The organism is Mesorhizobium sp. P2_C4 (assembly GCF_056404575.1).
Genome location: NZ_JBFUDT010000002.1, coordinates 415034 through 429847 on the forward strand (window position 1 = coordinate 415034; position 14814 = coordinate 429847).

Genomic DNA, 14814 nt, shown 5'->3' on the forward strand with positions numbered 1-14814 from the left:
GATATCAATCCGCTTTCATGGCAAGGCCGGTGGCGGCGTCGAAGATGCGCACCGACTGCGCGACCGGCGCGAGGATGGCGGTCTGCCCGATCGCCAGACCGACATCATTGTCGAACACCGCCTTCACCGCGTTCTCACCCTCGCCGAGATGGACGATGGTGCGCGCACCGATCCGCTCAACGAAGGTCACCGGCATCGACAGGCCCGGGCCGTGCGGCATCAGTGTCACCTGCTCCGGGCGAAAGCCGTAAAACACTTCGCCGCGCGCACGGCGCACGGAAGCGGCAATATCGTCCGGCAGCGGCGGCGTGGCGCCGAGCGGACCGAGGTCGACGACCAGTCCGCGATCGCTTTCCGCCAGCCAGCCCTTGAGCAGGTTCATGCCCGGCGCGCCGATGAAGCGGGCAACGAACAGATTGGCCGGATTGTTGTAGACCTCGAGCGGCGTGCCGACCTGCTGCAGCACGCCGTGGTCCATGACGGCGATGCGGTCGGCCATTGTCATGGCTTCGAGCTGGTCGTGGGTGACATAGACCATGGTCTGCTTGAACTGGCGCTGCAGCTGCTTCAGTTCGGTGCGCATGACAGCCCGGAAGGCGGCGTCGACATTGGACAGCGGCTCGTCGAGCAGGAAGATCGCCGGCTCCATGATCGCCGAGCGGCCGATCGCCACCCGCTGCAGGATGTTGACCGACAGCCGGTCGGCCTTGCGGTCGAGCAGCGGCGTCAGTTGCAGCATCTCGGCAATCGCGCCGACGCGACGGTCGATCTCCGCCCGCGCAACGCCGCGCATCTTCGGTCCGTAGCTAAGGTTCTGGCGCACCGTCATATGGGTGAAGATGGCGTAGTTCTGGAAGACGAAGCCGACGCCGCGCCGGCCCATCGGCACGCCGGCCATGTCGCGTTCGCCAAACAGGATCTTGCCGCCGGTCGGCTCTTCCATGCCGGCGATCATGTTCATAGTCGTCGACTTGCCGCAGCCGGAAGGGCCGAGCAGCGCCATGAACTCGCCATCGGCGATGGCCAAGTCCATCGTCTTCAGCGCGGTGAAGTCGCCGAACTTCTTGACCAGGTTCTGCAAATGGATGGCGCTCATGCCGGCACCTCTCCTGTCCGCGCCATGCGCTTCATGGCAAACACCGCGGCGATCGACAGCACGATCAGGATGGCCAGCGCGATTGCCGCGACGTAGCCCCAGATCAGGTCCTGCGTGGTGAGCTTGTAGATGTAGACGGAGATGGTTTCGGTGGCGACGCCGGGGCCGCCGCCGGTCATGATGTAGAGCGTGTCGAAGATCTTGAAGTTCTCGATCACCCTGATCGCCAGCGCGATGATGATGATCGTCTTCATCTTTGGCAGTACTATGGTGACGAAGCGCTGCCACGGATTGGCGCCGAGCAGCGTCGCCGCCTTGATCTGGTCCTCAGGCACGCCGACGAGGCCGGCCAGCAAGATGAGGAACATCAGCGGCGTCCATTGCCAGATGTCAGCGACCATGACGGCAAACAGCGCCAGTGTCGGGTCCGACAGCCAGGCGATGGTCACGGGAGAACCGGTGAGCGACGACAAAATGTCGTTCACCGGACCTCCCGACTGGAACAGCATGAAGAACATGTAGCCGGCCACCGCCGGCACCACCATCATCGGCATCAGCAGGATCGAATAGAACACGCGCTTGCCCGGAAACTCGTCGGCAAACAGCGTCGCCAGCGCCAGTCCAAGCAGGAATTCGACCGGCACGCAGACGACCATGACGATGGCCGTGCGCTTCAGTGCGCTCCAGAAGCGTGTATCGGCGGCAAGGTCGGTGTAATTGGCAAAACTGTTCCACATCGACCAGGCGTTCCACCAGCCGAGGCCGGACAGCGGCGACCAGTCGGTGACACTGATGTAGAGCTGCATCAGCAGCGGGAAGACGGAGATGAACAGCACCAGGATCTGCGCCGGCAGCGTCAGCCGGAAGCCGAGTTTTGCACCATCGTCCCGCTGGGCCGGCTTTGCCTGGACGGCGTTCATGTCGTCCTCCGAAATTGTCGCAGCCACAGCGCTCATTGCTTGAGCGCCCCGAAAGTCAGGCCGCGCACCAGATGGCGCTGGATGGCGATGCCCATGATGACGGGCGGCACGGCGGCGATCAGGCCGAGCGCTGCCTTGGCGCCGTAGAGCTGTCCGGTCATCGAGGACGACAACGAAGCCATATAGACCGGGATCGTCACCCATTCGCGCGTCGTCAGAAGCAGCGCGATCAGATAATCCGACCAGTTGAGGATGAAGACGAAGAGCGCGGCACTCGCCAGCGGCGCGCGCATCATCGGCAGCGTGATGCGTGTGAAGACGCGCCACCGCGAACAACCCTCGACCAGTGCCGCCTCCTCGATCTCGCGCGGCATATCGTCAAAGAAGGTCTTCATCAGCCAGAAGGCGAAAGGCAGCGTGACGATGCCATAGATCAGCGACAGCCCCCACCAGCTGTCGGTGAAATTGAGGAAGGCCCACATGATCATGACAGGTGTCATCACAGCCATCGGCGGAAACAGCCTGAGCTGGATCAGCGCCAGCGGCAGGTTCTGGCCCGAGCCGAAGCGTGACAGCCCGTAGGCGGCGGCAGTGCCGGCCGACATGGCGATCGCTGTTCCGAACGTGGCCGACAGCAGCGACGACAGGATCGGCTTCAGCGCGTTGCGGTCGAGCGCGACGATGAGATTGTTGGTGGACTCGCCAAAGACGAAACGGAAATTGCTGAGCGTCGGGTTTTTCGGCCACCATGTCAGCTCGGCGCCGGTGGCCGACCATTCGGCGATCGGCTTGAACGCCATCGACACCATCCACAGGATCGGGATCAACGTCACCGCCATCGCCGCGACGATCGCGGCATAGCGGAATATCTCGAAGGGAATGGAACGCTTCATCTGGCTGCTTTGCTGGTGGCGTCGTTTAGCGGAGGGGAGGAGCGGCAAGCCCCTCCCCTCCATCGCGATCCCGGGAGGAGGATCAGCTGATCGGATCGAGAACGGTCGGCCAGGCCTCCTTGTTGGTCTTGATGGCTTCAAGCAGCTTGTCCTCGCCGATGCGGCGGGCAATCTTCTTCCACTCGCTCTCGGTGTCGGCCATTGCCTGCTCTGCGGTCTTGGCCTTGGTCAGCGATGCCATCAGGTTTTCGTCCAGCGCATTGTGGAAGGCGGTGGCGCCGGGATAGTTGATGGTCGGCACAGTGCGGGCGACCGTCTCGCGCACGACGTCCATGTGGTAGGCGTGATAGGTCTGGCGAACCAGCGGGTCGGAGAAGTCCGACAGCCGGAACGGATCGAAATAGCCGCCCGGATTGGCCGTCATCCAGGCGTAGATACGGGCGGAGCCCAACCATTGCAGCAGGAGATACGCGACCTCCTGGTTTTTCGACTGCGACGAGACCATGCCGGTCAGCGAGAACCAGAGCACCGAGCGGCTGATCAGCTTGCCGCCGATCTCGCGGCCGGGCGGCAGCATAGAACCGATCTTGCCGGTGACCTGCGAGTCCTTGTTGCCGGCATTGTCGAGGAATTTCGGCAGGTTGGAGAAGGCGCAGGTCATCGCCGCTCCGCCCTTGGCGAAGTTGCCGTACTGTTCGGGCCAACCCCACGAGATCGCGTCCGGCGAATGATGCGCCAGCGAGGCGATGTATTCATTGGTGGCGGCGATGCCCTGTTCCGAGTTGATCAGCGGCTTGCCGTCATCGCCGAACAGGAACTGGTTGGGCGACGCCATCGAGACATAGCGCTGGTACCAGTTGGTGTACCCCCAGCCCTGGTTGCGCAGGTCGGTCGAGCCGAACAGGCCCTTGTCCGGGCGCTGGAAGAAGGCGGCGATGTCGCCGTGCTGTTTCCAGGTTTTCGGCGGCGCCAGATCGTAGCCGTTTTTGTCCTTGAACGCCTTCTTCTCGGCTTCGTCGCCGAACAGATCGGTGCGGTAGACCCAGGTCTGGAAATCACCATCCAGCGACACGCCATAGGTCGCGCCGCGATATTTGTTGAGCAGCGACACGCCCTTGGCGCCATCGACATAGCCGGTCTTGGGATCGTCCCACTCCGGCTTGTACTGCGCGACGAAGTCGTCGAGCTTGGCGATGCCGCCGGTTTCGGCGAGGTCGCCGAGGCGGTTCCACTCCGTCGAGTAGATGTCGTAGGCCCCACCCTTGGTGGAGATGTCCTGCATCGTCTTGGTGAATTCCTGACCGTTCGGCAGCCCGACGATTTCGATCGGAATGCCGGTTTCCTTTTCCCACAAATCCTTGATCGACGGCGCGCCGGCCGGGAAAGGCTGCGTCAACTGGCCGATCGAGCCATCCGACAGGCCAAGCACGATCTTGGCCGGTGCCTTGCCGGCGCCCTTCAGCGCCTTGGCCGCCTCGATGGCGCGGCCTTCCGGCGTGTCTGCGCCATACTGATAGCGCTCGGCGCCATCGAAGCCGGTCGGGCCGCCGATCATGCCCGGCGCCAGCGCGTCGGCCGCAAAGGCGCGGCCGGGACGAATGAATTGCGGTGCGATACCTGCCGCAGCCACGAATACGGCCGCCTTTCCACCGGACGCCAGCAAACGGCGCCGCGACATGCGGATCAAATCAGACATTGAAAACTCCTCCCTCAAGGCCTTGTTCCTCCATGGCCTCGATGATTGATATTGACGGCACTATGCAAAGGCTGTCAACATCATAAATAATCAAAGAACATCATAACATCGCAGATAGGGAGAGAAAATGCCTTACACCGACCACCATCCGCCGCTCCCGATGCCTGTATTTGATGGGAAAACACAGTGCGATCCACATTTGCAACGGGGCCGCGTGATTTGGTTTAGCGCAATGGCTTGCGCATCGGCCAAGGCCGGTTACATCATTTCCCATCAGAATCGCGGATCGACATGAATCCTTGTCCTAGTCCGGTTGCGCAATTTTGATGCTTTTGGTGAGGTGATCGACCGTGCGGTCCACGCTGACAGACATAGCCCGGGAAGCCGGTGTTTCCCCGGCCACGGTCGATCGTGTGCTCAACAACCGTGCCGGCGTGCGGGCGCGCACCCGCGAGGTCGTGCTCGAAACGGCACAGCGGCTTGGCTACATCGCGGAGAATTCGAACAGCCCGGCCCCGCGCAGCGTCTTCTCCGGCGACGTCATCCGGCTCGACTTCGCGCTGCCGGCCGGCACCAACTCCTTCATCAAGATGCTGCATCGCCACATCGAGGCGCAGGCGCAGGCGCGGCCCGATCTCGACGTCCATGTCTCCACCATCGAGGGCTTCAATCCAGACCGGCTTGCCCGGCTGCTGCAGGAGTTGCGCGGCCAGACGCAAGGCGTCGGCGTCATCGCGCTCGACCATCCGACGGTTCGCGAGGCGATCCGCTCGCTGTCGGCGAACGACATCAAGGTCGTCACCATCGCTTCCGACATCCAGCATGTGCCCAGGGTCGCCTATATCGGCATCGACAACCGCGCCGCCGGGCGGCTGGCCGGCTATCTGCTCAACCGCTTCATGGGCTCAGGGCGACCGGGCAAGGTGGCGCTGTTTGCCGGCTCTCTGTCCTATCGCGGCCATGAGGAACGCGAGATGGGCTTTCGCCACATATTGACGGAGGAATCGCCCAACCTGCAGATCGTCGAAATGCGTGAAATGCTCGACGACCGCGAGAAAGCCTATTCGGAGGCCTCCGCCCTTTTGGAGCGGCATCCGGATCTCGCCGCGATCTACAATGTCGGCGCCGGCAACACCGGCATTGCCCGCGCGCTGAAGGAGCGCGGCCGCGAGCACTCGACCGTCTTTCTCGGCCATGAGGTGACGGACGGCACCAAGGACCTGCTGCTCGACGGCACCCTCGACGCGGTCATCGACCAGAACCCGCGCGTCGAGGCGCGCGAGGCGCTCAACACGCTGACTCATGCGGTGAAAGGCCTGCCCTATGAACTACACCAGCCCCGGCTGCAGGTGATCTTCCGGGAAAACATCCCGGAGATTTGAGTTTGGAAGGCTCGGCCTGACGCAGTCTATCCTGCGATCAGCACCGTGCTCTCCGGCGACCAGCGCAACACCACGTCCTGCCCCTCGGCCAATCGTTCGATGCCGGTGTTCTGGACGATGACCTTGAGCATCTGTCCGGCCCGTTCGACGAAGTAGGTGCTGTTGTTGCCGGCAAAGATGCGCTTGGACACTTGCCCCTTGAGCATGTTGGCGTTGACCGCATCCGGCGCACCCGCATCGGCGGCGATGCGGATGCGTTCAGGCCGCACGGCGCAGCTGGCCTTGGCCCCGGCGGCAAGCCTCGCGCCCGCCCCCGCCGCGATCGCCGTGCCGTCAGGCAAGCGGATGCCATTGCCGGTGGCGTCGCCGCGAAAGATGTTGGCGTCGCCGAGGAAGGTGGCGGCGAACTCGCTCTTCGGGCTGTCGTAGATGTCTTCCGGCGGCCCCTCCTGCACCAGCCGGCCGTCGCGCAAGATGCCGATGCGGTCACTCATCGTCAGCGCTTCTTCCTGGTCGTGGGTGACGAAGATGGTGGTGATGCCGATTTCGCGCTGGATGCGTTTCAGTTCGATCTGCATGTCGACACGCAGCGCCTTGTCGAGCGCGCCGAGCGGCTCGTCCAGCAGCAGCACGCGCGGCTTGGTGACGATGGCGCGGGCCAGTGCGACGCGCTGGCGCTGGCCACCGGAGAGCTGGTGCGGGCGGCGGACGCCGAGCTTGCCGAGTTGGACCAGATCGAGCGCGCGCTGCACCTCCGTCGCGATCGTCGCTTTTGCCTCGCCGCGCACCGACAGGCCGAAGGCGACGTTGTCGGCAACGCTCATATTGGGGAACAGCGCATAGTTCTGAAACACCATGCCGATGCGCCGTTTCTCCACAGGCACCCGTTCGACGCTCTCACCGCCGATGGCGATGCGGCCGGTATCGGGAAAGTCGAAGCCGGCGATCTGCCTGAGCAGCGTGGTCTTGCCGCTGCCGGAAGGGCCAAGCAGTGCATAAAAACCGCCATCGGCGAAATCGATGGACACATCGTCCAACGCCTTGTGGGCGCCAAAGCTGCGAGAGACATTCGATACCTGCACGCCGGCCATTATTTCTCTCCGCCGAATTTGAAGAACCGTGCCGTGAGCAGCATGAGTGCCATCGACACGACAATGATGATGGTCGAGACCGCGTTGATCTCGGGCGTGAAACCTTTGCGGATCGCGGCATAGATTTCGACCGGAAGCGTCGTCTCGCCCGGTGTCGACAGGAAATAGGACACCACGAACTGGTCGAACGACACGGCGAAAGCGAACAGCCCGCCGGCGATGACGCCGGGCATGATCCACGGCAAGGTCACACGCCGCGTCACTTGCCACTGGTTGGCGCCAAGCGAGCGCGCCGCCTCTTCCAGTTCCGGCGCAAAGGTCTGCAGCCGGGCCGAAACGACGACGATGACGTAGGGCAGCGCCAGCGCGACATGGCCGAGCAGGATCGCATGCAGGCCGCGGCCGATGCCGACGCCGAAGAAGAAGATCAGCATCGCCGTGCCGGTGATCAGCCACGGAATGGCGATCGGTGGAAACAGCAGCGCCTGCAGGATTTTCTTGCCGCGAAATTCATAGCGAAACAGCGCCAGCGACGCCGCCGAGCCGAGCACCGTGCAGATGATTGTGGTGATGATGGCGATCTCGACACTGTTCCAGGTCGCGGCGATGATCTGGTCGTTCTGCCACAGCGAGGCGTACCATTCCGTCGTCCATTCAAACGGCAATTGGTAGAAGGGCGAGACGTTGAACGACATCAGCGCCATGATGATGATCGGCAGATAGAGGAAGGAGAGCAGCAGTCCGATGTAGAAGCGGCCAAGCCCTTCGAGGATGCGGGTCGTCTTCATCACGCGGCCCTCTTCAGCACCGGCGAGGCCACCGCCAGGATGACCAGCACGACGGCCAGCAGGATGAAGGACAGGGCAGCGCCCAGCGGCCAGTTGAACACGGCGACGAACTGGTCCTCGATCACCGTGCCGTAGAAGGTGCCGGTGCGGCCGCCGAGGATGCGCGGCTCCATGAACGAGCCGACGACGGGTACGAAGATCAGTGCCGAGCCCGCCACCAGGCCGGGCATCGAGAGTGGGATGATCACCCGCCTCAGCACCTGCAACCGCGAGGCGCCGAGCGAGCGGCCGGCCTCGATCAGCGAGTCGTCGATGGCCTGCAGCGTGAGATAACAGGTCAGCACCATGTAGGGCACGTAGGAGTGCACCAGCCCGATGATGACGGCCGGATAGGAATACATCAGATCGATGTTGATCTTGAATGGCAGCACGGCATTGAGCGCGGTGTCGAGAATGCCGCCTTCGCGCAAAACCATCGCCCAGGAGAAGATGCGCACCAGCCCGTTCGACCAGAACGGCAGGATGACCAGCAGGAAGATCGCCTCGCGGCTGCGGCCTTTCAGCACCTTGGCCAAGACATAGGCGGCGGGGTAGCCGATGATGACGCACCATAGCGTCACTTCGAGGCCAAGCCGCAGCGAAGCGAACAGCAGCGTCAGATAAAGGCTTTGCGAGAAAAAGGCGGCGTAGTTGCCAAGCGTGAAAGCCCATGGCTTGCCCGACAGCGGCAGCTCGGTCATGAACGAGAAGAAGACCATGGCCGAGAGCGGCAGAAAGATCGCCACCGTCAGCCAGAGATAGGCCGGCGCAAGCAGCGGCAGAGCCGATCTCAGCCCGCTGCGCGACGCGACCGCGCCCTGTACTGCCATGATACCCTCCTCCCAAGGATTGAAGGACCAGCCGGCGCGAACCGCCGGCTGATCCGGACGCGCGCTTTACTTCACGTCGACCTTGAGCTGCTGCCAGAGCGCCAGATAGGCTTCGCGCTGGGCGTCGGTGACCGGCGCCTGGAACTGGATGCGCTTGGCGACCTCTGGATCGCCCATCACCTTGCGATTGAAGGCATCTTCCGGAAGCGCCGCGACAGCCTTGGTGTTGGCCGAGACCGGGGCGCCGACCTTAGTGACCCATTCGACATAGAATTTCGGGTCGATCATCCAGTTGATGAAGGCTTCGGCGCCTGCGACGTTCTTGGAGCCGGCCGGGATGGAAAAGGCATCGAGCCAGGCGACGGCGCCTTCCTGCGGCACGACCAGCGAGACCGGCAGTTTGAAATGCGTCTTGGCGCGGTCGGCCGAGCCGCTCCAATAGGTGCCGATGTCGATCTGGTTGGAGGCGACCATCTGGTTCCAGTCGTTCTCCGAGCTCCAGAACGTCTTGATCTGCGGCATCAGCGAGGTCAGCTTGGTCTTGACCGCATCCATATCCTTGATGTCGTTGATGTTCTGGCCGGTGGCGATCGCCCCGAACTGCACCGCCTCGACGGCGTCGTCACGGATGACGACACGGCCCTTGTGGGCGGGATCCCACATCTCGGCAATCGAGGTCGGCGGCTTGTCGAAGGACTTTTCGTTGATGGCAAGCGCAGTCAGACCCCAGACCCACGGCACGCCATAGACCTTGCCGTCATGGTCGAGCATCGGCGAACCGGATTTGTCCGAGCTGATATCGGCATAGTTCGGCAGCTTCGACACGTCGATCGGCTGGATCAGCTTTTCCGCCATCGCCTGGTCGTTGAAGGCGGCGTTGATCATGACGACGTCGTAGAGGCCCGGATTGGTCCGTATCTTGGTCAACATTTCCTGTTCGGAATTGAAGAAGTCGTTGACGACCTTGTTGCCGGTCGCCTTTTCGAAAGCCGCGACGGCCCACGGCTCGTCGGTGCCGTAACCCTTCCAGTTGAGCACGTGCACTTCGTCGGCCCTGGCGGCAAACGCCAGTGCCGAGGTGAAGACGGCGGTCGCCGTCAAGAGAGCAGTCAGTTCAGGCATGCGCATGGTTTTGTTCCTCTCTTTGTTTGCCCGGTTCCGGGCTTTTTAGGCATTGGCCTTCTGGTTCTGGCCATGCTCCGCGGCCTGGCTCAGGAATGTCTGGATCTCTTGGTCGCTCGGCGCTGACGAGCCGCCATGGCGGGTGACCGAAAGGGCCGCCGCCGCATTGGCGTAGCGCGCCGCCTCGAAGGGCGGCATGCCGCGCGACAGCGCGCTGACGAAAGCGCCGATATGGGTGTCGCCGGCACCATTGGTGTCGACGGCGGCGACCTTGAAGCCGGGAATGATTTGTGTGCCGCCATCAGCCAGCCGCACGAAGCAGCCCTTGGCGCCGGCGCGGATGACGACGCCCGCTGCCCTGGGGCAGTGGTCGGCCAGCAGCCTTGCCGCCAGCATCTCGACATCGCCCGCACCGGCGATCTCGGCCGCTTCCGCGGTGTTGCAGCTCAGCCATGTCGTGCGGCCAAGCACCCGCGACAGGATCGGACGCGGAATATCTGAAATGACCGGCGTCGGATCGAAGACGAAAGGAATGTTTCCCGGCAGCGCCTCGATCCAGTCGGTCAGCGCCTCGCGGCTTCCGGAATAGCTCAGCGTATAGCCGGAGGTGAACACCCAGTCCCCTGGCGCGGCCGACACCGGTTCCATCATGTCGAGGCTGAGCACGCTCTCCGCACCTGGCCACGACACGAAGGTGCGCTCGGCATCGCTCGAGATCATGGCCACGCAATTGCCGCTGTCCATCAGCGGCGATGGCGGCGTCAGTGTCTCGATGCCTTCAGCAGCAAAGGCGGCGCGCAAAAAGTCGCCGTTCGGCCCGCTGCCCAACTGGCCGCCGAAGACGACCGTCATGCCGGTGCGGCTGGCCGCAACCATCATGTTGAAGCCGCCGCCGGCGACCTGGGCAAAGCTCGATGCCGTCTTCTCCATGCCCGGCGCCGGCAGAGCGTCGATGCGGTAGACATAGTCGACCACCGCACTGCCGATATGGACCAGACGCCCGCTCATGCCGCCGCATCCTTGCCGGTTTTCGCCAGCCGCGCCGCTATCAGGTCGCCGGCAAGCACGCGGACCTCCGAGAGGTCGATGCCCCTGAGCTTGGCGATGTGCTGTTGCGGCAGCTTGGAGAAGCCTGTGCAGGCGCCGGCCATGCCGGCTGCGATGGCGCCGATCGTGTCTGTGTCGCCGCCGAGATTGGCGCTGATGACCGCCGCTTGCCACGGATCGCCACCCGATATCTCCAGCACCGCAAAGGCGGCGGGGACCGATTCCTGACTGGCGACGCCGGTGCCGACGAGATCGACGATCAGCCGGATGCCATCAGAAACGGATTTGCCGCGGACCAGGTCTCTGGCCCACGCAATGCGCGCGGCGATATCGCCGCCGGTGGTCCAGTGGCCGAGCGCCGCGCCGCGCGTCGCCGCCAGAACGGCCTGATCCGAAGCCGAGTGCCAGTCGCCGCCGGCAACGCCGCAGCTGACGACGGCCGCAACCGCAGCCGCCGAAGCAATGGCGATCGAAGTGTTGTGCGTGGCACGGCAGGTTTCCGCCGCCTTGGCGACCAGCTCGTCGAGCGGCGCCAGTGGCATCATGATGCCGACCGGCGCGATGCGCATGGCCGCACCATTGGTGTCGCCGCTGCGCCCCGCCTCCTCGGGCAGCACACCATCATTGATGGCGTCGATGGCGCGCTTGGTCGAGGGTCCCAAAAGGTCGTAGCTGCCGCGCGCCTTGACATCGCGCTCCCAGTCGAGCAGCGCGTTGACCCAGCGCCTGTGGTCGAATTGATCGCCAGAATCGACAAGTATGCGGCCGAGCAGCAGCGCCTGTTCGGTATCGTCGGTGATGGTTCCCGATGCCATGCCCTTCGACACCGGATGGTCGGCGACGGGTGCTACGAAATCCTCGACATGGCCATAGAGTTCGGCGATGCGGGCCGGCGACAGAAGCTGCGTCGGCATGCCGAGCGCATCGCCGATCGCGCCGCCGATGAGCGCGCCCATCGCCCGGTCGATCATCGTGGCGGAAGCGGTGTCCGGCATCGCCTCAAAATTCCATATGCAGCGCGAAATGCGCCGGGTTGAGCAGGCTGGTGACATATTCGATCGGCCGCCCGTCGGCGGCGCGCGTCAGCCGGCGGCCGCGCAGGAAAGGCGTGCCCAGCGGGCAGGACAGGATGGCGGCGTCCTCGGCATTCAGCATTTCGATATCGACCCATTCCTCGCCATGATCGGGCACCAGACCGGCGTCGCGCAGCGTCTGGTGCAGAGACCCTTCGCGCAGACCGCGCAGCGGCACATCTTCCAGTTCGGATGACAGCGGCAGACGGCTGCGCTCGATGGAGATGGCATGGCCGTCATCGGCGTTGGTGCGGACACGATCGACGGCGATGAAGAACGGGTTTTCGATGCCGAGCCGCGCGGCGAGATCGACATCCTCGATGACCTCGAGCCGCAAGGTGCGGGTCTGGGCATTGGCGCCGGCATTGGCCAGTGCGCGCGACCAGCCGATGCTGTCATCGACCGGCATGCCGTCGAAAGTGACGAAGGAGCCGATGCCGACCTTGGTGGTGATCAGCCCGCGGCTCGACAGTTCCTCAAGGCCTTTGCGGACGGTGTTGCGGCTGACGGAAAAGCGCTGGACGAGTTCGTTCTCGCTCTGCAGGCGGTCGCCGAAGCCGAGCACGCCGGAGCGTATCTCCTGCTCGAGAACGGTCGCGATCTGTTCGGGCTTGCCCGTTCCGGGAGACAACAGAGCCGCGCGACGTTTCATATTGATACCTGTTCAATATACCTGTTCAGTCCTGTTCAATAGCTGATGTGAACGGCGACGTCAATTGCGTGTCGCCGCGAAAAGATAGGTGGTCCTTTTTGGTTGGCGTCGGCCGCTTTCCACTCCGGATCGAGCGCATGGGTGAGGTCGCGGATCGCATCCGTGCGAGATGCTTCTTCGATCTGGGCGTGGCTCATACATTAAAGTTGACTATAACCATCATGTTTTAATATGTGACGGCTTCGAACTGGTTCGCCAGCTGGCGCATCAGGCTCGATTTGGCACTGGCAGACAGGCTCGGAGGCAGAGCGTGACGGAAGCATCGGCAAGCGGACTGACCTGCGAGGCGCGCCTGAACCTGCGTCACCTGCCGCATTACATCGACCGCATCAGCGACAGGCTGCAAAGCTTCGAGGCCGATGCGACGCAGGACGGCCAGCGGCTCGATTTCCGCTTCGCCTTCGGCGACGCCTCCTTCGACATGGACCGGCTGGTGATGCGAGCCAGTGCCGCCGACCGCGATGGCCTCGCCCGCATCAAGGATCTGCTCGCCACCGCCGTCGAGGTCTATGCCAAAGACGAAAATCCGGAGATCGTCTGGACTGGCGATCTCGCCGGCGAGACCCGCCTCGCCCAGTTTCGCGAGATGGTGGTGACCGATGTCACCGACCTCACCCTGCATATGCGCCGCATCCGCCTTGCCGGCGAGGATCTCTCCCGTTTCGCCAAGTTCGGCGGCATGCACATCCGTATGCTGTTCCCGACCAGGCAGGTGCCCGATCCGCTCTGGCCGGTGCTCGGCGGCAATGGCTTGCCGGTCTGGCCATCAGACGACAGGCGCCCGGTGGCGCGCGTCTACACCATCCGCAGGCTGGACGTGGACAAGGGCGTTGTCGATGTCGACTTCCTCATCTATCCCGGCGACTGCGTCGGCTCGGCCTGGGCCGCACAAGCAGCACCCGGCATGAAAATCGGCATTATGGGTCCGGTCGGCCGTCCGGTGCGGCAGGCCTCATGGTATCTGATGGGCGCCGACGAAACCGGCCTGCCGGCGCTGGCGCGACTGCTGGAGACGCTGCCCGCCGAGACCAAAGGCGTTGCCTTCGTCGAGGTCGCCGATGATGGCGAACGACAGGAGATCGAAAACGCCACCGGCATCGAATTGCACTGGCTGGCGAGAAACGGCGTGCCGGCCGGCACCGATGAGAGACTGGCGCGCGCTGTTCAGTCGGTGGCATGGCCGCACACCGGTTCGGCCTTCGGCTGGTTTGCGGCGGAAGCGGCAGCAGCAAAAATCGTTCGCGAACATTGGCGCGGCACGCTGGCGCTCAGTCGCGACGAAACACTGGCTGCCGCCTATTGGCGACGTGGTGCAGCGGGATTGATGGCCAACTGATCTCGCTTCGTCACACGAAGAAAAACTCCTCGATGCGCTGTTTTGCAACGAGCAGTGCCGGCAGGATCTCTTTCTCCATCTCCTTCACGGAAAACCGCGCCGACTGGGTCGAAACATTGATCGCTGCCACGGTTCGCCCGGTGCGGTCGGTGATCGGCACGGCGATCGAGCGCAGGCCGAGTTCCAGCTCTTCATCGACGATGGCGAAACCATCCGCCCTCGCCTTGGCAATGGCTTCGGCGAGCGACCGCCTGTCGGTGATCGTCTTCGGTGTGCGTCTGTCGATCTTTGCCTGGGCGACGAATGTTTGCAGTTCGTTGGGCGCGAGACCGGCAAGCAGGATCCGCCCCATCGAGGTGCAATGCGCCGGCAGCCTGGTGCCGACATCAAGCGATACGCTGAGGATGCGCCGGCCCGGAACACGCGCGACATAGACGACGTCTTCACCCGACAGCACCGCGGCGTTGCAGGCCTCGTCGAATTGCCCAGCCACCGCGCGCAGGATGGGTGCCGCGAATGTCCACAGCGAAGCACCGCCGAGCCAGGTGCGCGCGACAGTCAGCAGGCGCGGCGACAGCGAAAACAGCCGGCCGGACTGTGTCGCATAGCCGGTGGCCACCAGCGTCAGCAGGAACCGGCGCGCCCCGGCGCGGGTCAGTCCCGCCTCCTCCGCCATTTCGGTCAGCGTCATGCCGGCGGGATGCCTGGCCAGTATCTCCATGACCGCAAGCCCGCGCTCGAGTGAACCGACATGATCACGCGAAGCGCCCTCATCGTCCATGCAGCCTC

General features: G+C 63.7%; 14 protein-coding genes. 2 read left to right on the top strand and 12 right to left on the bottom strand.

All coding sequences use genetic code 11. From position 1 onward, the window contains the following. Positions 1 to 4: 4 nt before the first annotated feature. The 4 genes from AC1DX6_RS08380 to AC1DX6_RS08395 all read right to left on the bottom strand — a co-directional run bounded on the left by AC1DX6_RS08380 (position 5) and on the right by AC1DX6_RS08395 (position 4605). Positions 5 to 1096 carry an ABC transporter ATP-binding protein gene (locus AC1DX6_RS08380; RefSeq protein WP_477312273.1) on the bottom strand — a complete coding sequence of 364 codons (1092 nt, stop codon included), beginning with the start codon at positions 1094 to 1096 and terminating at the stop codon, positions 5 to 7. After that, positions 1093 to 2052, bottom strand: a complete 960-nt coding sequence (locus AC1DX6_RS08385; protein WP_477312274.1) for a carbohydrate ABC transporter permease — start codon at positions 2050 to 2052, stop codon at positions 1093 to 1095. Before AC1DX6_RS08385 ends, AC1DX6_RS08380 begins: the two co-directional genes overlap by 4 nt. Then, complete coding sequence (locus tag AC1DX6_RS08390; protein ID WP_477312275.1) at positions 2049 to 2909, bottom strand: carbohydrate ABC transporter permease; 861 nt, start codon at positions 2907 to 2909, stop codon at positions 2049 to 2051. The genes AC1DX6_RS08385 and AC1DX6_RS08390 overlap by 4 nt, the downstream gene beginning before the upstream one ends. 82 nt (positions 2910 to 2991) lie before the next feature. Beyond that, positions 2992 to 4605 carry an extracellular solute-binding protein gene (locus AC1DX6_RS08395; RefSeq protein ID WP_477312276.1) on the bottom strand — a complete coding sequence of 538 codons (1614 nt, stop codon included), beginning with the start codon at positions 4603 to 4605 and terminating at the stop codon, positions 2992 to 2994. Positions 4606 to 4955: 350 nt separating this feature from the next. On the opposite strand from AC1DX6_RS08395, the gene AC1DX6_RS08400 reads away from it, so the two are divergent. Further along, positions 4956 to 5987 (top strand): LacI family DNA-binding transcriptional regulator, encoded by a 1032-nt coding sequence (locus AC1DX6_RS08400; protein WP_477312277.1) that lies wholly within the window; start codon positions 4956 to 4958, stop codon positions 5985 to 5987. Positions 5988 to 6013: 26 nt separating this feature from the next. Here the strand turns inward: AC1DX6_RS08400 and AC1DX6_RS08405 are convergent, their stop codons facing one another. From AC1DX6_RS08405 to AC1DX6_RS08435, 7 genes are all read right to left on the bottom strand, one after another. Then, positions 6014 to 7078, bottom strand: coding sequence for an ABC transporter ATP-binding protein (locus tag AC1DX6_RS08405; RefSeq protein ID WP_477312278.1), 1065 nt, complete (start codon positions 7076 to 7078; stop codon positions 6014 to 6016). After that, positions 7078 to 7866, bottom strand: coding sequence for an ABC transporter permease (locus AC1DX6_RS08410; protein ID WP_477313639.1), 789 nt, complete (start codon positions 7864 to 7866; stop codon positions 7078 to 7080). The genes AC1DX6_RS08405 and AC1DX6_RS08410 overlap by 1 nt, the downstream gene beginning before the upstream one ends. Then, a complete protein-coding gene (locus tag AC1DX6_RS08415; protein WP_477312279.1) occupies positions 7866 to 8735 on the bottom strand; it encodes an ABC transporter permease in 870 nt (289 codons plus the stop codon). The genes AC1DX6_RS08410 and AC1DX6_RS08415 overlap by 1 nt, the downstream gene beginning before the upstream one ends. A 66-nt stretch (positions 8736 to 8801) precedes the next feature. After that, complete coding sequence (locus AC1DX6_RS08420; RefSeq protein ID WP_477312280.1) at positions 8802 to 9863, bottom strand: ABC transporter substrate-binding protein; 1062 nt, start codon at positions 9861 to 9863, stop codon at positions 8802 to 8804. A 39-nt stretch (positions 9864 to 9902) separates the two neighbouring features. Then, the gene (locus tag AC1DX6_RS08425; protein WP_477312281.1) at positions 9903 to 10865 is read right to left on the bottom strand and encodes a PfkB family carbohydrate kinase; all 963 of its coding nucleotides are present in this window, start codon (positions 10863 to 10865) and stop codon (positions 9903 to 9905) included. After that, on the bottom strand, positions 10862 to 11899 hold the full coding sequence (locus AC1DX6_RS08430; RefSeq protein ID WP_477312282.1) for an ADP-ribosylglycohydrolase family protein: 1038 nt from the start codon (positions 11897 to 11899) through the stop codon (positions 10862 to 10864). Before AC1DX6_RS08430 ends, AC1DX6_RS08425 begins: the two co-directional genes overlap by 4 nt. A 4-nt stretch (positions 11900 to 11903) precedes the next feature. Then, the gene (locus tag AC1DX6_RS08435; RefSeq protein WP_477312283.1) at positions 11904 to 12629 is read right to left on the bottom strand and encodes a GntR family transcriptional regulator; all 726 of its coding nucleotides are present in this window, start codon (positions 12627 to 12629) and stop codon (positions 11904 to 11906) included. A 310-nt stretch (positions 12630 to 12939) separates the two neighbouring features. Between AC1DX6_RS08435 and AC1DX6_RS08440 the strand changes: the two genes are divergently transcribed. After that, entirely contained in the window at positions 12940 to 14025 is a 1086-nt protein-coding gene (locus AC1DX6_RS08440) for an SIP domain-containing protein (RefSeq protein WP_477312284.1), read from the top strand. Positions 14026 to 14035: 10 nt separating this feature from the next. Here AC1DX6_RS08440 and AC1DX6_RS08445 read toward each other — a convergent pair whose 3' ends face one another. Beyond that, a complete protein-coding gene (locus AC1DX6_RS08445) occupies positions 14036 to 14806 on the bottom strand; it encodes an IclR family transcriptional regulator domain-containing protein (RefSeq protein ID WP_477312285.1) in 771 nt (256 codons plus the stop codon). Positions 14807 to 14814 lie beyond the last annotated feature (8 nt).